General features: G+C 59.1%; 24 protein-coding genes. 19 read left to right on the forward strand and 5 right to left on the reverse strand.

From position 1 onward, the window contains the following. Positions 1–2: 2 nt before the first annotated feature. From brxC to EKN07_RS06075, 3 genes are read right to left on the reverse strand one after another with little or no spacing between them, the layout of a single operon-like run. Entirely contained in the window at positions 3–3,527 is a 3,525-nt protein-coding gene (gene brxC, locus EKN07_RS06065) for a BREX system P-loop protein BrxC (RefSeq protein ID WP_126145915.1), read from the reverse strand. 5 nt (positions 3,528–3,532) lie between these two features. Beyond that, a complete protein-coding gene (locus tag EKN07_RS06070; protein ID WP_108716026.1) occupies positions 3,533–4,126 on the reverse strand; it encodes a DUF1788 domain-containing protein in 594 nt (197 codons plus the stop codon). Beyond that, on the reverse strand, positions 4,123–4,743 hold the full coding sequence (locus tag EKN07_RS06075; RefSeq protein WP_108716027.1) for a DUF1819 family protein: 621 nt from the start codon (positions 4,741–4,743) through the stop codon (positions 4,123–4,125). Before EKN07_RS06075 ends, EKN07_RS06070 begins: the two co-directional genes overlap by 4 nt. A 329-nt stretch (positions 4,744–5,072) precedes the next feature. Between EKN07_RS06075 and EKN07_RS06080 the strand changes: the two genes are divergently transcribed. Next, complete coding sequence (locus EKN07_RS06080) at positions 5,073–6,359, forward strand: ATP-binding protein (protein WP_126145885.1); 1,287 nt, start codon at positions 5,073–5,075, stop codon at positions 6,357–6,359. A 1,343-nt stretch (positions 6,360–7,702) separates the two neighbouring features. Here the strand turns inward: EKN07_RS06080 and EKN07_RS06085 are convergent. Both EKN07_RS06085 and EKN07_RS06090 read right to left on the reverse strand, forming a co-directional pair. After that, positions 7,703–8,125 carry an ImmA/IrrE family metallo-endopeptidase gene (locus tag EKN07_RS06085; protein WP_126145886.1) on the reverse strand — a complete coding sequence of 141 codons (423 nt, stop codon included), beginning with the start codon at positions 8,123–8,125 and terminating at the stop codon, positions 7,703–7,705. Between the two features lie 23 nt (positions 8,126–8,148). Further along, a complete protein-coding gene (locus tag EKN07_RS06090; RefSeq protein WP_126145887.1) occupies positions 8,149–8,490 on the reverse strand; it encodes a hypothetical protein in 342 nt (113 codons plus the stop codon). 94 nt (positions 8,491–8,584) lie between these two features. On the opposite strand from EKN07_RS06090, the gene EKN07_RS06095 reads away from it, so the two are divergent. The 18 genes from EKN07_RS06095 to EKN07_RS06190 form a co-directional block, all read left to right on the forward strand. Next, positions 8,585–8,866 (forward strand): helix-turn-helix transcriptional regulator, encoded by a 282-nt coding sequence (locus EKN07_RS06095; protein WP_126145888.1) that lies wholly within the window; start codon positions 8,585–8,587, stop codon positions 8,864–8,866. A gap of 445 nt (positions 8,867–9,311) precedes the next feature. After that, positions 9,312–9,581, forward strand: a complete 270-nt coding sequence (locus tag EKN07_RS06105) for a hypothetical protein (RefSeq protein WP_126145890.1) — start codon at positions 9,312–9,314, stop codon at positions 9,579–9,581. A gap of 81 nt (positions 9,582–9,662) precedes the next feature. Beyond that, entirely contained in the window at positions 9,663–9,974 is a 312-nt protein-coding gene (locus EKN07_RS06110; RefSeq protein WP_126145891.1) for a hypothetical protein, read from the forward strand. Then, positions 9,971–10,198: a hypothetical protein gene (locus EKN07_RS06115; protein WP_126145892.1), complete on the forward strand. Its 228-nt coding sequence runs from the start codon at positions 9,971–9,973 to the stop codon at positions 10,196–10,198. The genes EKN07_RS06110 and EKN07_RS06115 overlap by 4 nt, the downstream gene beginning before the upstream one ends. Before the next feature lie 372 nt (positions 10,199–10,570). Further along, on the forward strand, positions 10,571–10,900 hold the full coding sequence (locus EKN07_RS06125) for a hypothetical protein (RefSeq protein ID WP_126145894.1): 330 nt from the start codon (positions 10,571–10,573) through the stop codon (positions 10,898–10,900). Continuing rightward, entirely contained in the window at positions 10,884–11,465 is a 582-nt protein-coding gene (locus EKN07_RS06130; protein WP_126145895.1) for a hypothetical protein, read from the forward strand. The genes EKN07_RS06125 and EKN07_RS06130 overlap by 17 nt, the downstream gene beginning before the upstream one ends. Beyond that, the gene (locus EKN07_RS06135; protein WP_126145896.1) at positions 11,462–12,088 is read left to right on the forward strand and encodes a hypothetical protein; all 627 of its coding nucleotides are present in this window, start codon (positions 11,462–11,464) and stop codon (positions 12,086–12,088) included. The genes EKN07_RS06130 and EKN07_RS06135 overlap by 4 nt, the downstream gene beginning before the upstream one ends. Positions 12,089–12,197: 109 nt before the next feature. Beyond that, positions 12,198–12,551 (forward strand): hypothetical protein, encoded by a 354-nt coding sequence (locus EKN07_RS06140; RefSeq protein ID WP_126145897.1) that lies wholly within the window; start codon positions 12,198–12,200, stop codon positions 12,549–12,551. Then, positions 12,548–13,366 (forward strand): hypothetical protein, encoded by an 819-nt coding sequence (locus EKN07_RS06145; RefSeq protein WP_126145898.1) that lies wholly within the window; start codon positions 12,548–12,550, stop codon positions 13,364–13,366. The genes EKN07_RS06140 and EKN07_RS06145 overlap by 4 nt, the downstream gene beginning before the upstream one ends. A 29-nt stretch (positions 13,367–13,395) precedes the next feature. Then, positions 13,396–14,055, forward strand: coding sequence for a hypothetical protein (locus EKN07_RS13130; RefSeq protein ID WP_126145899.1), 660 nt, complete (start codon positions 13,396–13,398; stop codon positions 14,053–14,055). 105 nt (positions 14,056–14,160) lie between these two features. Beyond that, positions 14,161–16,719: a phage/plasmid primase, P4 family gene (locus tag EKN07_RS06155; RefSeq protein ID WP_126145900.1), complete on the forward strand. Its 2,559-nt coding sequence runs from the start codon at positions 14,161–14,163 to the stop codon at positions 16,717–16,719. 342 nt (positions 16,720–17,061) lie between these two features. Next, the gene (locus EKN07_RS06160) at positions 17,062–17,349 is read left to right on the forward strand and encodes a VRR-NUC domain-containing protein (RefSeq protein WP_126145901.1); all 288 of its coding nucleotides are present in this window, start codon (positions 17,062–17,064) and stop codon (positions 17,347–17,349) included. Next, positions 17,349–18,737, forward strand: a complete 1,389-nt coding sequence (locus tag EKN07_RS06165; RefSeq protein ID WP_126145902.1) for a DEAD/DEAH box helicase — start codon at positions 17,349–17,351, stop codon at positions 18,735–18,737. Before EKN07_RS06160 ends, EKN07_RS06165 begins: the two co-directional genes overlap by 1 nt. Beyond that, positions 18,730–19,482 carry a helix-turn-helix domain-containing protein gene (locus EKN07_RS06170; RefSeq protein ID WP_126145903.1) on the forward strand — a complete coding sequence of 251 codons (753 nt, stop codon included), beginning with the start codon at positions 18,730–18,732 and terminating at the stop codon, positions 19,480–19,482. Before EKN07_RS06165 ends, EKN07_RS06170 begins: the two co-directional genes overlap by 8 nt. 340 nt (positions 19,483–19,822) lie before the next feature. Further along, the gene (locus EKN07_RS06175) at positions 19,823–20,122 is read left to right on the forward strand and encodes an HNH endonuclease (RefSeq protein ID WP_126145904.1); all 300 of its coding nucleotides are present in this window, start codon (positions 19,823–19,825) and stop codon (positions 20,120–20,122) included. 142 nt (positions 20,123–20,264) lie between these two features. Next, positions 20,265–20,579: a hypothetical protein gene (locus EKN07_RS06180; protein WP_206435683.1), complete on the forward strand. Its 315-nt coding sequence runs from the start codon at positions 20,265–20,267 to the stop codon at positions 20,577–20,579. After that, entirely contained in the window at positions 20,536–22,002 is a 1,467-nt protein-coding gene (locus EKN07_RS06185) for a terminase family protein (RefSeq protein ID WP_126145905.1), read from the forward strand. Before EKN07_RS06180 ends, EKN07_RS06185 begins: the two co-directional genes overlap by 44 nt. Continuing rightward, the coding region (locus EKN07_RS06190; RefSeq protein ID WP_164546615.1) for a phage portal protein at positions 21,999–23,041 on the forward strand (1,043 nt) is incomplete at its 3' end. The genes EKN07_RS06185 and EKN07_RS06190, both read left to right, overlap by 4 nt.

Consider the following 23,041-nt stretch of genomic DNA (forward strand, 5'->3'; position numbering starts at 1 on the left):
TTTCAGAGGGAGATACGTTTGCCATCGGTGAGTACGTTGAGAAGCGCTGCTCGTAAGGCATCTAGGTAGTTGTCAACATCTGCTTCGCTCTCAAGCAGGCCAGGAACCCCGGTGACACCGATCCTCTTGATGCTGACTGTTTGTTTTGCCAACCGTGGGGGTTGCGAGTCGACCTCTTCCTCCCGTACCACACGCAGCCCGGGCTGTTTTCCCTGCGAGGCACTCTCAAGGTCATCGATGATACGCGCATACTCTTCGTCCTCGAAAGCGCGAGCGATCTCATTGACCTCCGCAATTTGCTCCACGCCGTTGACGCGTCTACGCAAATCTGCGATACGCTGATCCACTTCCTGTTGCGCCTCAGCAGGAGCCTCTTGATAGATCTTGGTGCCACGCAACTGTTCTTGCCGGGAGACAAGAATCTCATCTGCTCGGGTGCGGTGCGCCGCAAGCTCGTCGTCGATCCTCGACCGAAGTGCGAGCACCGCCTCTTTCAGTTTGTTTGTCTTCGTGCCGCGGAATATTTCCGGATCGGCCAGTCCTTCAACCACGGCCGCATCGCTACTTTCAACGAGGTACGTCAAGTTGGTTCTATTCTGCTCCATGAAGGTTCTCGCATCATCATAGATCTTTCGTTGGCTCCCCTGATAGAAGGCGATGATCGGATCGATGATGTCTTCCTTTGCTTCCAACAGCTCGTCCGCGTGTGTGAACTCGGTCAGGTACCAGTCATCTTTCTGGCCAACAACCTTTTCAAGCAGCGTGATCGGCTTGTTGAGCTGGCTCATAAACGGATACTGCTCATCCGCAACTAGGTTCTTGAGGTCGTCAAGCTTCGCGCGAAGCTCCCTCGCTCCGAACTGTGCCAACTCCAGCGGATCCTTGGGAACCGTCGGATCATCAAAGAAATCCATGCAGAACTTGCGGAAGGCACCGACTTGCCGACTATCGAAGTCCTTTTGCAGAGTCACGACCGTATGACCATGCTTCTGTGTATTGCGCAACGCTGCCGCGGCTTCGCCACGCTTGAGTACATTGGAGTCCAGTGTGAGCGACGCTTTCGCGGTGCCCACCAGCCACGCAATAACTACCTCGATTGAGGCAAGGTCCCAGCCATATGGTTTGCCTTGAAAACAGTCGACAATTGACTTGACCGTCACCTGTTCGCCGAGATCGTCCCGTCGCAGTAGAAACGACTGAACTTCTTCTCCCGGCTGTCTGAGGAGTGAAAACGACGAAGCATCCAAAAGGCTGGCCCCATCCGGATACGTATAGTCAGCGATTTGCTGTTCGCTGTACGTCCGTCCCTCTAACAAAGCCAACTGGGTGTATGTGCGAGATATCAGCACCTGAAAAGCCTCGGCAACCCTCGCGAAAGCATCCTCCGAGGAGGATGGAATGTCGGCGGCATTGATGACCAGCGATCCGCTTCCGACCGCCCGGCGAACGCGCTCGACGAGCTCTTTCTCCCTCTCACCATTCTGGGTAGCCTTCACTTGTAGGATGCGTTGTTCATTCGCAGTGCTAGACGTGGAACTGGTCTGCTTGCGTTTGATGTATTTCTCAGTGCGAATTAGGAGCCGCAAGTCACTCATCACTCGCTCATCAGGTTCAAGCACCACCCGCAGTTCATCCTTGCCAGCCGAGTGCATCCGGATTTCTTCCGGGCTACCAGGATACTCGGGGCTAATAAAGTGCAACGTCAGTTCCTGCTGCTTGCCATAGACTTGATCATCGAGTTTAAAGCCGAAAGGGAAGTCCTGACCATTCTTCGTGTACCGGATCTTCGCGGTTCTGATGATGTCACCTGAGATGATCTTATTAAGCCGAGATGAGACTTCAGACGGATCGATGTCAACATTCTTGATCTCAGCCTCGATCGCCTGCTCCTCATCAGTTAGATACTCATACTCCTCTCCTGCACGTTGCACATAGCTCTGTGTTTCCAATAGAGCTAGGGAGGATTTAACCTCCCTAGCTAGATCAGGAAGATTGCGGTCAAAACCGTCGTAGACCAAGATCGTTAGGTTCCGCGCTGTGGGCTTGAAATCATCCACATACTTGACCAGGAAGAGGGTCTTGAGCAGTCGGATGGCTAATTCGTCATCCAGATTACGCTCAGCGACATCAATGGAACGCTGCGCCGCGGACTTCAAAGAGGCCCGAATACCTGCAAACATCTGGTCGAAACTGGCCAGCGCCCCAACTTGCTTGTCACCGACTTTCTTCACAACCTGTTGGACGACCGCGAGCATGGAACGCTCCCCTACCGAAGAGTTCCGCCCCTCGAATACGTTGTGGTCCGAGATTGACTCAATTGCCGATTGAAAGAGCGGGAACTGGTAGGAAACAAAGGGGTAGGTGCCAACAAAGTGATCCTGGTCGGCGTAGTTACGGTACCTCTTGGCGCCGTCGACAAAGTCGAATAGGGTCTTGAAGTTGGCCTTTTCTCCCGCGTAGAGGTCCTTCAACTGCTCCGCACCGACCTCGTTCTTCATCAGCAAGCGCTTCCGGATTACCTCTTCAACGTCGGCCGAGGTCAGCTTCACACGCGTGGCAAAGCGCGCTTGGATCTTGGAGAAGTCGTTGCCTTGAGACTTCGTACGATCACCTATCACCTTCTCCATATCCTCTTGACTGGTCACAAACACCCATGCCCGGCCCCGACACTTCGTGTTTAGAGACTCGGCAATTGTCTGCAAGTTGAGCATTAGCTGCGTATTCGACCCAATAAACTGCCCCACTTCATCCACAAAGAAGTTCAAGCGATAGCCCGAGGGCTGGCGATCTAGCCACGCCTTCACCTCTTCGGCAAAATCCTCAATTGAGACCTTGTACTCACTGCGGTACTTGGTGAGTATATTGGTCGGAGTGCCTTCACTCTCGCCCGTGATCTCTGCATAAGCCTTGGCAACATTGCCTTCTTCTAGCACGCCCTCTTCCCGACCATGCGCCCAGTCCCGGCCAGAGATCCTGGCATATGCGGCCTTGAATGCATCTAACTGACCGCGGTTGTCCAGATCGCGTTCGAAGCGAGCAACGTGGCCTTGGTTGCCGTAATAACCACGAGACTCATCGAATACCTTCACGAAGACTCTCAGCAGAGCATCCGTCTGGTCCTTTGAGATGAGGGTTGCCTTCTGGTCTATGTTGAACAGCAGGCTCTTGGCGGGAATGTGCTCCGCTTTCGCGAGAGAGGAGACAAGCATCTCATCGCTCTCAACCTTTGCGGTAATACTCCTGCTCACACTCGTGCGCGAGTAGTTCTGCCCTTCAACGTCACCCAGTAGGTGGGCGAGTATCTTCAGCAGATGTGATTTGCCGGAACCGAAGAAACCTGAGATCCACACACCGTTGGCATTCGTATAGTTCGTATACGCCTCGAGCAGGTTCCCCAGCCCGCCGGTGATCTCATTGGTCAGAACGTATTCGTCGACTTCGGTTTCCAGATGGTCGGCGTCGTCGGCCTTGATAACACCCTCAATGGGGCGCTGGACATTCTTTGTGAAAATCTCATTGAGCAGCATCTCGATCACGGTTCCTGTTCCAGAATGTTCTTAGCGCGGTAGTACTGATCATCTTTCAACCGTCCGAATAACACCAACGAGGAACCGAGAGTCTCGGATTGCTCGTAACGTCCGGGAAAGAACATCAGCAAGGGCTTTTTCACCACAGATTGCAAGTTGTTCAGCACACTGTGAGAACGGATGTAGGGGAACACTTCGCCTATACCAGTGAGAAACACGATGTCGGAGTCAGTATCAACGAGCTTCTTGATCTCAGGAGCAAGGTGAGCCTCCGGATCGAGCATGCCTTGCAGCAGTTCACGAAAGTCATTCTTATCCTGCTCAGGTTCCAAAGCGATAAGGCGCTCCCATACACCGCGCCTTTTAAGAATCTCAATTGACAGGTCGTATAGGTCGACCACACCAACCGCGATGCCTTCCTTCCGAAGTCGGTTGGCAATACGTTTGCGAGCCCCAGCTACCGCGATTGCATCCTCTGGCGCATAAGGGTAGATAAAAAACGGAACCTCGTTGGAGAGTCCCTCCCCTTGCAGGAAACGCGCACTCGACATGGCCTCAAAGAGGTGGTTCTCCTGAGAAGCGAGATCTGTAGGTGTCATCGTGTCGCCTCCACGGGAATGCGTATCGGCAGGAAGCGAAGGTCGCTCGGATTGCGAGCCTGAAGAAGATTCTGAACATTCTCGGAGGGAATTGCGTGTTGGATGAGCCCGCTCTCTAGGAGGCCCGCCTCCGTGAGCATACGGAACACATTCGAACGGAGCTTCTTGCGCGTTGATTCCCTGAGTTCCGTCAGCTCTGGATGCCACAATGCTTTGCCATTGACAAAACTGTCAAACTCGTCATGCCCAAGCCGCGGTGTGAGTAGAAGATAACGTTCGCGTACCACTTCTTCGGCGAAGTCCCCTATGAAGGCATAGCGACGGCAGGCCGCCACCCATAGAAGCAGACCGCGGTCGCTCGGACTAGCATCTACAAGAGCCGTAAGCTCGTCGATACTGAAGACGGCGAGACGTTGAACGGTTTCACGCGCCAGCCGGACAGCGGAGGAGGTAGTACGGGTTTGCAGCAGGTTCTGTTGCGTTAGCTGAGCGCGAGCATCTTGCCAGTCACGTAAATCCAGATAAAGAGCCGCTGCAATACATGCCTCACGCGCAAGGAGAGAACCACTAGTGAAAGACAAGGCGTAACGTCCGCGGTCACTGGTCTGCGATATCACATGGGACTCCTTCCAAGTTTGGCGCAATAGGACAGGATAGCGCACAGTCGGGCCACGCGGGTATCTTTGGAAGGTGCTGTATTGCCGAAGACTCAGGGCAGCGGGTGAAACGGCATGATTCGGAGAGATGTCACTCTCAGCAAGGCACACTGCCGATCGCCAAGACTCTGTCACGTCGTCCCCCAAATAATTGCCGACCACAACCGCTGTGGTAGCGATGCTCAGTCTACCGAGAATGATCTAGACTCGTAGCGGAGTCGCAGGAAAGTGAGCATGGTGAGTCCATTTGGACTCGTTTTCGCGTCGGAGGCTCTTGCTAGAGTCGCTGCATGAATACTTTTACACCGTTGCATAAGGCCCTGGGACTGCAACCCGGGCCACTGACAGATAGCATCTTGGACCAAGCAATCGAGGGACAGGTGGAAGAGGCCGAGGATCTCGATTGGAAACGGGAACTTCCACCGTCTAAAGGCATCGCGCAAACGGACGTACCCAAGGATATCGCTGCGATGGCAAACAGCGGCGGCGGAATGATCGTCTACGGAGTCGAGGAAGAATCCAAGGCTGCCACGGGGCGATGCGACGTCGGCGATTTCACTGAGCGGCATGAAAGTGCCTACCGCAGCGCTGCCGTCACCGCGATATCCCCTCCGGTCTTCGGCCTGGAAATCATAAAGCTTGGCAAACAAGGTCGCCGCGCCGTGGCGGTCATTGTACCGGCGAGCGTCGACGGTCCGCATCTCATTTACAAGGGCGAGTACTTTGGCGCACCAATCAGAAACGACGCTGATACGGTATGGATGCGGGAACGGCAGATTGAAACAATGTACCGTGCGCGATTCGATGAGCGCAGGCACGCAAACGAAGCACTCGACGAGTTATACGACGAGATCGCTCAGAACCGTGATGCGAGAGACCGCGCGTGGCTCATCGCAGTCGCACGTCCGCGCATTCCGGGCGTTCCAGAGCGACTGAGTCGGCAGGAAGCGCAGGCAATCTTTCGTGAAGCGGCAGGGATAACGCTGTCTTTTTCGCACAACAACGCCTGGCACCCATTGGAGGGGGTTCAGAGCGCATGGCCGCAGCCAGGACTACGGCGTATGACTGTGTGGGGCACGTCTGCACGAGGGGAAGCAAGCCCAGAGAGGGACAAATACGAGACTTGGATGAGCGTACATTTTGATGGCACAGTTTCCTTGGCGTATGCCGTCAGTGGGCACCGACTGCCTTCCAGACTCAAAGATGTGCGTGAGCACGAGTTCCAGCCATGGGAGATTCATGGACGAACAATCGAGTGCACCGTTGCAGACTTCATGGCGCTCGTTCGTGCCACAAGTCGCGCTCTTCATCATGGCGAGTACGACATACAAGTCGGCGTCAAATGGCACGGAGTCAAACCGCTCACGCTTATTGCGTGGAATGCCTCGAGCCGAGACGGTGCTGAAGTCCCTACTTCGCTGAGATCCTTCACACCGATTCGATCAACCATAACCGCTTCCGCCACAGATACCGCTTTTCACCAGCAGGTCTACGAGATCGCACAAGACTGCATCAACCAAGGCGGTCTTACTAAACTCGTCTGTATCAAGCCACCGGAAGACGATAAAGCCCAATGACAACACGTCCTCGCGCACAGGATCCCCGCAAAGGGCTCTCGGAAGGCACACACCAGAACAGCCAATGAGCCCTCCCTACTGGAGCAGCGTTGTTCGTTGACCACGCATAGGCGAGAGCCCTTCAGCCCTGTCATGCTCCAGGAGAAAAGCAGACCACACATCACCGGCCCGCAGTTCCCCTCATCGGAGGAAAGGCCCATGATCGGCCACATACTGTGGGGTCATGGCCGCTCTTACACCCCGTTTGGCGTGCGTAGTCTCCGCGACAACCAGCCCGGCAACGGCTGTGCTCCTCATCGACTCCGCCTGAAACTCTCACGCCTGTGACTCCCGATCAATCATCGCAGAACGAGACCCATACCGGAGCTTCTCATACACCAGACGTCCGACACCTTCCCAAGCTGCACATGGAAACTGGTCCATGCGTGCAGCGCATACCAATCGGATAGCCACTCATCCGGCCTCTCTCAGGCTTGCCATTCGGAAGCACCGCTGCTGGAATGCGCCCTGTACATCGGCGTCGAATCCATCCAACACCGACAGCCGGATCATCCATCGCCCACGCAAACACCTCAAACGGCCGAGAAACGGAACCTGCTTCTTTCGGCCGTCCTCCGCTGTCGGTGGCCCCCGTCGTCGATCTCCGAGCTTCTTCGCGATGGCGAGGCGGGCGCTCCCCCGCCGTCGGTAGAAAGACTCGCAACGGTGTAGCATCCTCGAGTCACTCGCAGGGCGCCGTGCCGCATGCCCAGCCTCGAGTACACCTGCAGTGCAAATCATCCGGGCCATTCGCGGGCGCAACACTGCCTGCCACGCCTCGACTCCCCCTCCGCACGATCCACCACCGATGCAAAATCTTCGGGACATCCCCAAAACTCCGCGGGGCTGATCACTGCGCGCTGCGGCAGCTGCGAAACCTTCGGGAAATCCCCAAAGTTCCGGGTTATTCGCGGAAAACTGGGGAAAACCCGGAGAATTCTCACCCTAGGTGGGAGAGCGTAGCAAAAAGCGGGACGTAGGCACCAACCGGAAGGTGGAAATTGCCATTTCATCATCCATGCCGAATCGGCACATAATCTTACGCTGCACCGCGCAGCTAATAAACCAACGTTGGAACACTGACATAACGCAGAAAAATCGGGGTGGAAGACGGGACTTGAAATCTTAGGGAATTAACCCCCTGGAGGCGCGTTTTTCGGCGGTGTGTCAATGGTTCCGCCGTGTTGGACTGCGGGCCGGGCGTGTAGTGTAGGGGACGTGGGAATGCGGAAAAATCGGGGTGCTTGGTGTTACGTAACACAGGCGTATTCCGGCGGTGGCCCCGGTTCTTCCAGTGTGGAGCGTTAGGCGGCGGCTGGTATTAAATCCGGTATAGATTCCGGGGAAAAACTACGTGCAATGATGCGTTGCCATGCGTGGATGAGCTCCTCTGTGACGCCAAGCTCGACGGCGAGCAGGTAGGGGTTGGGGCCGAGTAGGTGTTCCGCGGTCGCATAGTCGACGGGTGAGATGAGGAGGCGGGCTGCCCATTCGTCAGTGGCAGCTTCGATGTGGGCGGGTTGTGGTCCTGTGTGACCGAGGGTGAGGTGTCCGAGTTCGTGGGCGAGTGTGGAGATGGCGTGGCGGGGTGTGGCGTCGAGGATGGTGTCGAGGTAGATGGTGCTCGTGGCGGGGTCGGCGGCACCGGTGTGGCCGGGAGTGAGGTGTGCCCAGACGATACGGACTCCGGCCTGTTCGACTCGGTTAGCAAGATCCGTGAACTCCATCGTCCATCCCCATCTTGTTTGGTCTAGTTGTTGGCTTCGTATTCCTGGTCGCGCGTGTCTCGCATGGCGGCGAGGCCGAGAGCTTCCGGGTCAATAGTAGGAATCGGATCCGACACAGAAGAGGCCTGCCTGTCGGCTTCTCTGATCATCTGAACCACATCGACGCCCACGGCCGCGGCAATAGAGTAGATTTCCCCCATCGTCGCTGGTGGTGGCTCTTTACGAAGAATAATGCCAATTCGATTGATCGACAGGCCTGTGAGTCTCCGTAGTTCCCGATAGCTCACGCCGGAATCTTGCACGGCAGCAATCAATGCGTCACTAACTGCTTCGTCCATCGGTTCAAAATTCTTACTTTGCCTCATACAGCAAGTGTACCGACCCTGGTTCAAATGTTCACTTCGGCGATAGGTGCGACATGCGGTTGACAATGTACCCGATTGGGTTCACACTTGAGACATGGACGCGAACCAAATTGGGTACAACACTCTTGATCAGGCGATTGCCGCTGAGGTTCGCGCAGAATTCGCGCGACAACGGCAGACAAAGAGCTTGACTGAGCTTTCCTCCTTACTTCATGTTCATCGGACCAATCTCTCCGCCCGCGTATCCGGAAGGACCGCGTTCACAGCTGGAGAGTTGAAAAAAGTCGCTGATTACCTTCAGACCACGCCGGATGAGTTGATCCAAGAAGCCGTTCGGCGACTCGGCTCAATGCCGCGAGTCGAGGGGGTGGCGTGATGGGTTTCGTGCTTTTGGCCGTGGACGGCCAACTTGTCCCCGTCGACCTGCCGTCCCCGTCCGCGACTGCCACACAAGAAAACGCCGTGCCCGACAACGAATGCCGGGCACGGCCAGACACCGAAAGATCAGGGTAAAACCGATGTCTAGCACAGATCCTACCAGCCTCACTCCCGTCCCGGACCCTCCTGTCTTATGGACGGCGGACGAAGTCGCTTCACGGCTACGTCTGACCCGGCGGACTATCTCCATGTACGCCGCTGACGGCCAGTTCCCCGGCGCGTTAAAAATCGGTGGCCATTGGAGGTTCCCGCCCGCATCAGTCGACGGCTTCCTGAACGCGCGCACACCCCAGAAAACAGACCCCTACCAGATCGCACCCCGGACACGACGAGCCCAACTCGCCCACCGGAAAACCATCTAACCCGGAAGGAACATGCCAACGATGAATCAGCATCGTAAAGGCTGGCAGGAGGCCACCGACCTCGTCGAGCTGCTCGACGGCGGTATCGGCCCGATGAGCACAGACGCCGTGATCGACCGGATCGCCACTCTTGCCTCCCTGTACGGGCTCAGCGTCGTCGAAGGAACCCCATCCGACCAGTGCAACTGGGATGTTAACCCGGATAATGCCGACGACCTTCACGCCTTCCGGCGCGTCCGGATCTTCGGCGGCGTCTTCGAGTACACGAGCCGCTTCAACTCCACCCGGTAAGCCCACCCCTCTTGAGAGGGACACGTAAAGGAATGCCGCGCCCTAGTGCTAGTGGGGCGCGGCGGAACAAAGGAGAATCCAATGTCTACCAACAACACTACCAGCCCCCAACCAGCGGGGAAGCAATACCCCGAATGTGCGAAATGGAACGAAGCCGCTGACTACGCCTTCGAGATCCTCAACTTCCTCGAATATCTCGAAAAAACCTACGAGGGCATGTACCTGTATAACGTTGACGACGGCCGTGCCTATCTCTCATACGAGACCGCCACCGAGAACCTCGTCTACGAGTACTACGGCATCGATAAAACCCTGCTTGAAGCGGAACGCCGAGACAAGATCGCCCGCCTGAATGACACGCTCGCCAGCATAGACGGTGGTGATGCGGCATGAAACGCGTCCTCCACTACCTCGACCGGGAAGCAATCCGCGTCCTACGCATCTTCGCCTACACGGCGATCTACGCGCTCGCAGTCCTCGCCTCCGCGCTCGCGGTCAACGGCGGCATGATCCACAGTGCTAGCGACGTCGTCCTGGGTACGGCTGGTGTGATCGCCTGCCTCTTCGCCGCCTCAGCCCTGACACCCACTACCAGGACCGGTGACGACGATGAGTGACATTTTCACGGACGCGTTATGCCGCACGGATCCGGATGGTTGGTTCCCCGAGCCGGGCCATAAAGACCAGACAGCCACGGCCTGCGCACGGTGCACGGCTTGTCCGGCGCTCGCGGCGTGCCGGGAGTACGCGGGCAGTCTGCTCGCGAAGAACATACGCCTGTCAGGCGTATGGGCGGCACGGTTCTACGGCGGACGCCGACCCCGCACGCCCCGCACGGCCGAGCCGTGCTTGTCCTGCGGGCGACTAACCCGACCACACCACACCAGCAAGCAGGACATGCCAGACACGATGGGCTACGGCGCTGCCGGGCCCTTGTGTATCACCTGCTACCGACGAGGCCTCAAACAATCGAAGAAAGGACTTACATCATGCCCGTCTACTATGTGACGTTCGGTGCGAAGTATGCCGACGAACCGCATCCTATTAACCCGCTGATCACGGACCGGTCCGTTGCCATCATCCAAGCCGGAGACGAAACCCTGGCCCACAAAGCCGCGTTCCACCATTTCGACCAGCACTGGTCCCGTGTCATCCCCCAAGACGAAGGAGAACAATACACAGCCGCGTGGGACTGCCACATTGTCGCCTACATTATCGGCCACTCAATCGTGTGGGCTGTGAACGCGGACGCGATGACCAGCCCCATCTCGAACACTCAGGAAGCGCGGGGAGGAGCTGGTCATGGCATCGACGGTTAACGGCATCACCATTGACACTCCAGCATTGGACAAGTTCGACACAGTGAAACCCAGTTTTGATGCGGTCCGCGCCTATCTGGAGGACCGCCAGCTCTACGCGGCACGCCGAGAGGACGTGTACACGTATTTCGGGCTCGATGAGGCCGCGATGGAAGCAGAACGGCAGGCGATCCTGGAAGCCGTCAGACAACCCCCAACCCCCACCACTAACACGGAGGGGCCTGCCGGGTGGGCGACGGTCGCGTTAGACCTGTCCACGCCTGGACTCGCACTCGAACCCCGCGGGCACCGGTACATACGCATCATAGTGGACCCGCACGGTCAGATCATCAGGCCTGCCACGTGGACACCGGCAGGGCCCCGCCTGACAGGCTTCCACACGCTACCCGAACGGGTGGCACGGCCAGCGTATTCGTTCGCCCAGTTCACTCGTCAGCCGGGCCTGGCACGTGGCCTGTACCCGGTCATCACCACTGCCAACGATACGACGGTGACGGCCCGTTGCTATGTCACTGTCGTCTCCGCCACCTTCGCCAGAGACAAGGAAGGGAGCGGCCTGTCATGATCCCAGCACAACAACGATCATATGCCAGCTGGGAAGATTGGTGCGCCATCCTTTCTGACCGCTTCACCACCGCCACATCGGACTATATCCGATGGGAAGGAAACGTCCCACTGATCGACGACCTGGCCTCCATGAATAACATCGAGTGCACGGCAGAGGATACCTACGTGCTCGCAACCGGTCAGCCATGGGACGACGCCACGACCGACACTCAAATTACCTATATCGACACTATTGCGGACCTCTATTACTGGTTGGAGGGTCAGGGCCGGTGGAAGGTCACTGCTGCCCAGCTGGCGGATGACGTGTTCGCACGCCGACCCGACCTGCTACTGCCATGGGAGATATCCGCTCGGGACGTGCGCCACCGTCTCCAAGAGCACGCGGACATCGTCCTGCTATACGCCGGGAAACGGATCTCGGTCGAAGGGCGGGCGTGGGACTCTGCACTCCGGATCGATGGCGACACCGATCACGGCCCATGGGAAGACCTCACAGATAAGCAGAGACTGCTTGTCGCTAATCGTACCGACTTCATGTACTACCTGGTCCGCCGGGCGGCAGTGGACGCGGCGAAACGTCTGCCTGGCGGTCCTGACCACAAGAAAGGAAACATATTGTGACACGTCCAGACCCAGAAACGGCCCGCAGGCCAGCCCGGACAGAGGATGTTGCTGCACGGTTGGACTCTGTCGCGTCCGCACCGACACCTGGTGACGGAGGTGACGACGAATGACCACGACGGCGACGGCGACGGCGACAGTGCGCGAGGAAGCGGAGACGCTGATGCGGACATATCTGGCCTTAGATGAGCAGGCACAAGCTATCGAAGAACAGAAAGCGTCGATCAAGACACGGCTCGCAGATCTGTATCCCCAAGGGTGCCCTGACATTGCTGGGAAACGACTGGTGGTGACCACGCCCCGGCGGATCGCGTGGGACAAGGTCGCTAAAGATTTCCCGGCATCTACGCATCCGGAGTTGTACGAGCAGGCGTTCAACCAGAGGGCTGCGAAGCGACTGTTTTCCGAGGCGGCGTTGGACGCGTACCGGATGCCGGGGAAGGTAACGGTCACGGTCCGATGAGCACGCCGACCATGTCACTCGTCCCGCCAGCTGCCCGGTCCGCGTCGGCGGCTCAGGGTACAGGACAGGTAGATGAGATGATGCACGTCCTGCGGGCGTTGATTGAGGACTCGATCCTCTCGGCCCCCAGGTCGTTACAGAAGCTCATCGGCCCGTCCGAGCTTGGCACGCCGTGCGACCACTGTCTGGCGGCGAAGCTGGCCGGGTGGGAGGCCCGTCAGGATCCTGCCTGGCTGCCGTTCATCGGCACGTGCGTTCATGAGCATTTGGAGCGGTTTTTCGGTTCGTTGGCGAAGGCTGGCGTGCTGGAGTCCCGGCAGGAGGCACGGGTCACGGTCGGGGAAGTGGCGGGTACGCCGATCACCGGGTCAACCGATTTGTGGATCCCGGATATTGCCGGGCCGGGGTCGGGTGGGATGACAGTGGATTGGAAGATTGTTGGGAACGCGAAACTGGACAAGGTGAAAGCGTCCCAGCATCCCGGTATCCAGTATGAGGCCCAGGCGCATTTGTATGCGAAAGGCTGGAATGACGCCGGGTATCCCACCAGGCATGTCGCCGTGTATTTCCTTCCTCGGAATAAGTTCCGGATAGGGGATGGATGGTGGTGGACCGACACGTACAGGCCGGAGATCGCCCAACGGGCGTTAGACCGTGCGGATCGGATCACTCGGACGCTGCACGCTTTAGAGGACGTGTCAGTGGATGCGCGGGATGAGTGGATTACGGGGCTGGCACGGGATCCGGACTGTTTCTCATGTTCAAAGTATGCGGATTGGCCCCGGGCGGCCAACCTGCTCGACCAAACCTTATAAAAACAACCAGGAAGAAAGGACACGTAACAATGTCAATGCTTGATGAACTGGACAAGCTTGCGTCCGGTGGTGGCAGGTCAATCTTCACGAAGGATTCTGTCCTTGGGGAGACCCATGAGGGCACGATCGTGTCAATTGATCTGCGGCAGACAACGGATTTTCAGACGGGCAAGCCACAGACGTGGGATAACGGTGACCCGAAGATGCAGTGCGTGATCTCGCTGCAAACGTCGGAGCGGGATGATGCGGAGGATGACGGGTTCCGTGCCGCGTATATCAAGATGTGGGGCGGGCAGCGGAAGGCGTTGACGGATGCTGCTCGTACTGCTGGTTTTGAGAGGTTGTCACAGGCTCTTGCGCCGGGGAACGTGTTCCGGGCGACGTATGTGCGTGATGAGCCGCCTGCACGGCCGGGAATGTCGCCGACGAAGGTGTACGCGTATGAAATTGTGCGGGCCGTATCGGCCGAGTTGGATGCTGTGTCATCCGTACCAGCACAGGAGTCAGCACCGGCAACACCCACGCCCGCACCTGCCCCGACGCCCGCACCGACACCTGCGCCCGCTGCGGGGCAGTCGATCCCTGCCCAGATCCAGGCTCTTGCCGCGGCAGGCATGACAGATGAGCAGATCGGCCAGGCTCTTGGTTTAGAGCCGACCGCTGTCGCGATTCTACGTACTACCCGCTAGACGCGGGCAGGCTGTCCACGGTTGGAACCCTCACGGGTTGGTGGGTTCGACTCCCACCACAGCCCCAAACCAAAAACAAAGTTGACATTGAAAAGGGAGGACGCAATGGATAGGACTTTGTTGGATGCGGCGCTCTCATATCAGGCTGCCGGGCTGTCTGTTGTCCCGATTCTTCCCGCGTCTGCTGATCGGGGTGATAAACGGCCTGCTGTGCCGTGGAAGCGATACCAGACTACACCGGCAACCAGGGCCCAAGTTACTGACTGGTTCTCAGCGTCCCGTCCCCTTGGTATTGGTGTCGCTACCGGGAAGGCCTCTAACAATCTGATCATGATCGAGTTGGAGGGACGGGCAGCGGCCCGCCTGGCCGACCTGCAGGCAACCGCGCAGGCAGCTGGTTTAACTGACCTGTGGCGGCGCGTGATCATGCAGGGCTGTTCGGAGATCTCTCCGTCGGGTGGTTTCCACTATTACATGCACATCGACGGGGAGGATTGTCCGGGGAATACGAAGCTTGCCCGCCAGCCCGGTGACAACGGCGGAGTGCAGGTATTAGCGGAGACTCGCGGGCAGGGCGGTTACTCTGTCGTTGCCCCCACCCCAGGAGCATTCCATCGTACGGGGCGTGGTTGGACTGGGCTCACTGGTACGTTGACGAATGCTCCTCATATCACCCCGGATGAGTACGACGAGTTGTGCCGGTTGTTTGCGTCGTTGGATGCGGTGCCTTCTTCTCAACCATTGACACGGCCGATGGTGCTCGGCGTGGATGACCTTGTCGGTGGTATCAGCCCGGGCGACGACTACGAAGCGAAAACCTCCTGGGTGGACATTCTTGAACCCCACGGTTGGGTGCAAGTGTTAACTCGTGGTGGGGAGACGTTTTGGCGGCGCCCCGGCAAAACCCAAGGGATTTCCGCTTCGACTGGGCATGCGGGCGACCGTGACCGGCTCTACGTGTGGTCCACGTCCACCGTGTTCGACGCCGAGACACCGTATACGAAGCTCGGCGCGTACGCAGTACTGAACCACGGTGGGGATCATCGGAAGGCTGCGAAGCAGTTGTTAACTGACGGGTATGGTCGGCAGGCGGAGCATGCCCGTCCCCGTCCGGATGTCGTCGATGATCTCACCCCTACCAGACAGGCCTCCACGACCGCAAAAACCGCCCCTGAGGACGCGGGCGAGTCTGCGGCGGACAAGAACACCACTAGCACGGCTGCGGCTCTCACAGGCGATCCTGGCAACGCTCACACGGTCATCACGAGCGAGCCGAACATCTATACGCGGACCGACGACGGTAACGCCCTCCGATTCGCCGACACGTACACCGGACACTTCGTCTACATTCCCGAACGGCACACGTGGGCCGCCTGGACCGGCCACCACTGGGACTTGGAATCCGGTAACGCGAAAGCCTACGAAGCCGCGAAGAACCTCGCCCGGTCCCTCCCCGTTGACACGAAGGCCGACGAAACCCACAAACGCCGTACCCTGTCCCGATCCGGCCTGGACAACATGCTGACCGTCGCCTCCACCATCCCCACCTTCCACACCCCCTACACTGTGTTCGACATCGACCCCTGGCAGCTGAACACGCCTGCCGGGCCGGTTGATCTACGCACGGGGCAGACCAGTCCGCCCTCGCCTGCCTCCCGATTCCTTCGCTCCACCACTATCGCACCCGACCCGGACATGCCCACTCCTGCATGGACCGCATTTCTTGACCAGATCTTCACGAGTGACGCCCAGCTCATCGGATTCATGCAACGCCTCTTCGGGCTCGCCATCATCGGTCAGATCCGTGAGCGTATCCTCCCGTTCCTGCACGGCTCCGGTGCGAACGGTAAGACGACCATGCTCAACGTTATCCAGCATGTGCTTGGCCGGGACCAGTCCGGTTACACGTCCAACCTGCAAGCTGAAGCTCTCCTCGCTTCGACGATGCAACGCCACCCCACGGAGATCGCTTCCCTGGCCGGTGTGCGGATCGCTATCGCCTCAGAATTAGAGGAGGGGCAACAGTTCGCGGAGGGACGCGTAAAGCTCTTAACAGGCCGGGACGTGATCTCGGCACGGTTCCTCCACCAGGACTTTTTCACGTTCACACCGTCTCACACTTTGTTCCTCCTTGGGAATCATGAGCCGGAGGTCCGTGGCGGCGGGGACGCGTTCTGGGACCGGCTGCGCAAAATCCCGTTCAACTATGTCGTGCCAGCGGGCGAGCGCGACCCTGGCTTGGAGGACAAACTGTTCGCTGAGGCGCCGGGGATCTTGGCGTGGATCCTGGAAGGGACCCGTCACTATTTGACTGGTGGCCTGGCGACACCGGACGCGGTACGGGTAGCGACAGGCCAGTACGAGTTGGAGCAGGATACGGTCACCCAGTTCTTGAACGAGAAGTGTGTGACCGGGGAGCCGACCCGTCAGGACTTGCATATCCGTGTTGCTGTTTTCCGCCGTGCGTATGAGGCGTGGTGTGTGGGTGTGGGGGAGCGGCCCGTGTCGGCGAAGGGGTTGACGCAACGTCTACGCACCCACGGCATCCTTGCCAGCAAAGGCAGTAGAGGATCCCGTTTCTACGACGGCGTGCGACTGAAAGAAGAGGAACAGGAAGATGCCACCCTCTCTGACTCGCCATGGGACGATTTAGGAGGCCGCTAACATGGTTCACCATTCGACAACATCCGCCACACACATCTGCCATCCACACACGCATGTAGGGCATGCCCAACAAAAAGCGTCTGTGGATAACTTTCACAGGGTGGCAGATCATCTGCCACAAGTGGCGGATGATTTCAACATCTGCCACCCTGACCTTTCCGCACCACGCCGCCACAATCTAAACATGTGTGGCAGGTGTGGCAGGTTTTTTCTATGTTGGTCTATACGCACGCGTATAAATATATATATATATACGCGCGCGCACGCACGCGCGCATATGCGCGAACTTTCTCAAACAATCTGCCACCTGCCACACCTCCCCATCCAGGCAGGAGACCAGTCATGAGAGAACGCGACCTCGAATCCCAGCTCGTCACCGCCGTCAAAAACGCCGGAGGCATCGCCCCCAAATGGACCAGCCCCGGACTCGACGGCGTCCCCGACCGCATCATCCTCCTCCCCGGCGGCCTCATCGCCTTCGTCGAACTCAAAGCCCCCGGACAAACACCCCGACCCCTCCAACACCACCGCCTCCACCAACTCCAAACACTCGGCTTCACCGCCACATGGATCAACCACCCCAACCAAATCCCAACCCTCCTCAACCAACTACTCGAAAGCGGCCACTAATGCACTACCAACCCCACGACTACCAGACCTACACCACACGATTCATCGAAACCCACACGCAGGCCGCCATCCTCCTCGGCATGGGCCTCGGCAAAACCGTCGCCACCCTCACCGCCATCAACAACCTCCTCCACGACGGCCACATCAACAAGCCCCTCATCATCGCACCACTCAGAGTCGCCACCACCACCTGGCCTCAAGAAATCATCAAATGGGACCACCTCACCCACCTCACACCAGCCCTCATCACCGGCACACCCACACACCGCCTCCACGCACTCAACCAACCCGCCGACCTCCACATCATCAACCGTGAAAACATCCCCTGGCTCGTCAACCACCACACCACCACTAACACCCCCTGGCCCTACGACATGGTCATCATCGACGAACTCTCCTCCTTCAAAAACCACACCGCCAAACGCTTCAAAGCCCTCCTCAAAGTCCGCCCCCACATCAACCGCATCATCGGCCTCACCGGCACCCCCACACCCAACGGACTCCTCGACCTCTACGCCCAATACCGCCTCCTCGACGGCGGCCAACGCCTCGGCAAATACATCACCCACTACCGCGCCACCTACTTCACCCCCGACAAACGCAACGCCACCCAAATCTTCACCTGGAAACCGAAGCCCGGAGCCGAACAAGCCATCTACCACCGCATCAAAGACATCACCGTCTCCATGAAAACCACCGACCACCTCAACCTCCCACCCATCACCTACATCACCCACCCCGTCACCATGACCCCCACAGAACACGCCACCTACACGAAACTCCAACACGACATGATCACCACCATCAACGACACCGACATCGACGCCGCCTCCGCCGCCGTCCTCTCCTCCAAACTCTCCCAACTCGCCACCGGAGCCATCTACACCCAAACCCCACAAGGCACCCCCACCAGCAACTACACCACCCTCCACAACCACAAACTCGACACCCTCGAAGACCTCCTCGAAGCCGCCAACGGCAACCCCGTCCTCATCGCCTACTGGTACAAACACGACCATGACCGCATCCACCAACGCTTCCCCCACATCCGCGACCTCACCACACCCACCGACATCGCGGACTGGAACCACGGCCGCATCCCCGCCGCACTCATCCACCCCGCAGCCGCAGGCCACGGACTCAACCTCCAAGACGGCGGCCACGACCTCATCTGGTTCTCCCTCACCTGGTCACTCGAGCTCTACCAACAAGCCAACGCTCGCATCTACCGGCAAGGCCAAACCCACCCTGTCACCATCCACCACCTGACCACCACCAACACCATCGACCCCCTCATACTCGACGCCCTTCACCGCAAAAACACCACCCAACAAGCCCTCATCAACGCCGTCAAAACCACACTGACCGGAGGAGAAACCCATGACTGATAAGCTTGCCGCCCAGCTTGAAGACGTCATCCGCCTCGCGGCATCCATGCCCGACCCACATCACACGTGGTCACCGGTACACGCCGCCGACCCCTCCCGGCCCGTCACAGGATCCCCATCGAAACCGGACACGTTGCCCTTCGGCCTATCCCACACACTCGACTACTGGGACACCCCACCCGCCGACCCGACAGGCATCCGCAGCCGTACCGGCCTCAACCAATGGGCAACCGCCTGGGCAGTCGCGTGGTGGACATGGCGCGACACCCCCAACGAACCCAAACCCACCAGCCAACCCCTTCTCTGGCTCCACGCCAACCTCCCCTGGGCGGAAATCTCCTACCCCGCCATGGACCAATTCGCCGCCGAGCTCAACACCGTCCACTACATACTCCAACAAGCCTGCGGCCTCACCCCCATCCCCACCGACCGGCACTGCCCCACCTGCGGACAGACCCTCGTCCACCCCGTCACCGCCCGCGGCGTCGCCGACGTCTACCACTGCGAAGACTGCGACAATGACTGGACCGCGCAAGGTATCGCCGAGTACCAACGCCTCCGCATCCTCGCCGCCGCACCCTACGTCACCCGCGACCAAGCCGCACACCTCCTCCACATCTCACGCCACCGCATCCGCGTCTGGATCAACCGCCACCAACTCCACCCACGCCCCGACGGCACCATCCCACTCGCCGACGCCTACCACCTCGCAACCACCCCGCCAGACACACAAAAACCGCGCTAGAAACGACAAACAGCCCCCGCATTAGGAACGGGGGCACCAAAAATACTTAAGCCCATAGAAACGCGAAACATGGAACGTGCCGACACGCCAAAAGAACCCACACTTGCCACGGGGAACAAACCATGAGACGCTTTCCAGTGAAGAACTATGCCCCCACCCGAGAACAAGAGGGGGCCTCTTTCAACAACCACCCCCTCAAAACAAAAGGGGCCCCTCCAAAAAACACCCCACCCCACAAAAAACAAGGGACCCCTTCCGGTAGACACCACCCCAAAAACAACACCCACCACCCACGCGCCCACCCACGCCACACCCCACCAACAACAAACACAACACCACCATGACCACCAGCCGCACCGGCACCACCAGCCACAAAAAATGGCGCACCCACATCATCACCCGCGACCACAACACAGGCATCACACACTGCCCCATCTGCGGAACCCAACTCAACTACACCACACCCAAACAACCCAACTCCGCCGAAGCAGACCACATCATCCCCTACAGCCACGGCGGACAAAACACACCAGAAAACGGACGCACCATCTGCCGCACATGCAACCAAAAACGCGGCAACAAACCCACCAAAACCACAACAACACAACCAGCAACCACCACCACAACCATCCCCTGGTAAAACAACCACCCCACCCGCCCGGCCACCACAAGGGGCAGCACACCCCCACCCCCACCCGGTCGCGTTCCCAGAGGCATAGCGAAATATCTCCCCGACCGTTTTTTCCACCACACACGCTCCTGAGGAAGGCTGGTGATCTTTGATGGCACGCCAGCTGAAAGCCGTCGACGGCACGGAAGCCCCGGCCGGGAAGAAGCCGTCCGTGTCGAAGCGGAGGGGACCGCAGAAGATTACGACGGCGGCGAAAGAAGGGGATGAGAAAGCACTGTTGGTGCATTTGCAGGCCCGGATCGCGCAAGCGGTGGAGGATCCGGGTACGCCGCCGCGTGACTTGTCGTCGCTGTCGCGTCGGCTGATGGAGATCACGAAGGAACTGAAAGCGTTAGAGGTGGCGGAGGCGAAGGAGGCGGCGCATGTCTCAACGCAGGACGCCGCGTTCGACTCCGAAGCTATCTGAGACGGTCCGTCACCTGTGTGTGCCGGACGGGATTGTGACTACGGGATGGGGGCCGGTCCGCGCCCAGGCAGCCGAGCTGGGGATTCAGTTTGACCGGTGGCAAGACGGCCTGGGCACGTTGATCCTGGGGAAGCGTGCCGATGGGACGTATGCGGCCGGTGTGGGTGGCGTTGTCCTGTCGATCCCACGGCAGACAGGTAAAACATTCACGATCGGTTGGATGGTGTTCTGCTTGTGTGTCCTGTTCCCGCGGTTGACGGTGATTTGGACGGCGCATAGGACTCGGACGGCGACGGAGACGTTCCAAGCGATGCGGTCTATGGCTCGGAAGCCGCGCGTCATGCCATTGGTCGCCGCGGTTCGGGCGGCGAACGGGGAGCAGGCTGTCCTGTTTCGGAATGGGTCACGGATCTTGTTCGGGGCCCGCGAGTCCGGGTTTGGTCGCGGGTTCGCTCAGGTGGATTTGCTCGTGTTGGATGAGGCGCAAATCCTGTCGGAGGATGCCATGTCGGACATGGTTCCGGCGACGAATGCGGCTTCGAATGGTCTCGTGATCATGATGGGCACGCCGCCCCGGCCGAAGGACCCGGGGATGGTGTTCACGCAGCGTCGCCAGGATGCTCTAGCGGGAGATAGGGGCACGTTGTATGTCGAGTTTTCTGCCGACCCTGACGCCGACCTGGACGACTGGGCACAGGTAGCGAAAGCGAACCCGTCGTTCCCGCACAGGACGTCGAAAACGGCAGTGTTACGGATGCGGAAGCTCCTCGGGGCGGACGCTTCGTACCGTCGGGAGGCGCTAGGCATCTGGGATGCGGTGGCTGTCCGTCGTGCTATCCCCGCTACGGTCTGGGAAGACAGTGCGGTGGAAGTAGGGCCGACGGGCGGTGTGAGGTCGTTCGGCGTCGCGTTTAATGCGGATGGTGATGCGCAAGCCATTGCCGGTGTCGTGAAGAACGGTGACCACTACCATGCGGAGGTTATTGGCGCGTATACCGGCACAACTGAGTCTGGTATTGGCACGTTGGCGGACTGGCTGGCGGACCGGTGGAAGCAGACGGCTCGGATTGCGATTGTTGGCCCGGCAGGATCTGGTGTGCTTGCTGACGCGTTACGCGCCCGGAAAGTCCCGGACCGTTTGGTGCAGGTGATGACAACCCGCCAGTACACGGACTCGTGTGCGGCCTTGTTGGAGGGGCTGCGGGATGGCACTGTGACACACCCGGTCGGTCAGTCTTCGGACGTGTTAGAGGCGGCGGTGAGAGTGTGTGACAAGCGTCCACGTGGCCGTGACGGGGCGTGGAGTTGGACAGCGACATCACCAGACGGAGACGAAACACCTTTAGAGGCCGTGTCTGCCGCATTGTGGGCGGCGCGGACAGCGAAACGAGTACCAGGACGACGAACAGGAGGCATGTCGTGAAGTACGGGCGTGACATTCTCTTGGCGCCGATTGCGTTCAGTCCTCCTCGTGTGGCGGGCCTGCCGGATGACCTGCAGGGCCAGTTAGATGAGCTGGTGGTGTTGTGGGCGCGGAAGCGGCCGCGTAACGAGCTCCGGCAACTGTATGTGGACGCGCACCACCTGGTGGAGAACTTGGGTCTGGCTGTGCCGACGGACATTGCGGCCCGCTTGTCTATCGTGTCGTCCTGGCCGGAAAAGGCCGTGTTTGGCTTGTCCCACTTGTGTATGTGGGACGGTGTCGTGTCGCCGTCTGGGGATGAGGACCCGTTCGACCTGGGAGAGATCTTTCGGGAGAACAGGTTCGATGTTGAGATGCCGCAAACGATTGCGTCATCGATGACGCATTCGGTGGCGTTCGTTTCGACGTCGTTGGGGGATGTGGCGTCTGGGGATCCGCAGGTGATGATCTTGTCGCATTCGGCCCAGTGGGCGTCCGCGATCTGGGACCGGCGAACCAGGTCGCTGCGTTGCGGCTTGGTGATCAACGACATTGACGACTTGGGCCGTCCCACCATGCTCACACTGTTAACCCCGGAGCAGGTGATCACCTGTCGGACGGCCGGGGCTGGCTGGTTCGTGGACTGGCATGCGCCGCACGGACTTCGCCGAGTACCGATGGAGCCGTTACCGTTCCGTCCGTCGCTGGACAGGCCGTTTGGCCGTTCCCGGATTTCCCGGCCGGTGATGACGATTACGGACCGGGCGATGCGTGCCGCGCTGCGTATGGATGTCGCATCTGAACTGTTTACCGCTCCGGGTCTGCTGATTCGCGGGTTGACGGAGGAGCAGTGGGAGGATGTGAAGCAGTGGTCGTGGAAGTTGGGTACGGTGCGCGGTTTGACGAAGGACGAGGAAGGGGACCTGCCGGAGGTGGACAGGATCCCGCAACAGTCGATGCAGCCGTTCACGGAGCAGTTGCGGGAGTTAGCGGCAGAGTTCGCTGGCGCAACGTCCCTGCCCCTGTCCGCGTTGGGTATCGTGCAGGATAATCCTTCGTC

Source organism: Actinobaculum sp. 352 (assembly GCF_003957265.1).
Lineage (GTDB): Bacteria > Actinomycetota > Actinomycetes > Actinomycetales > Actinomycetaceae > Asp313.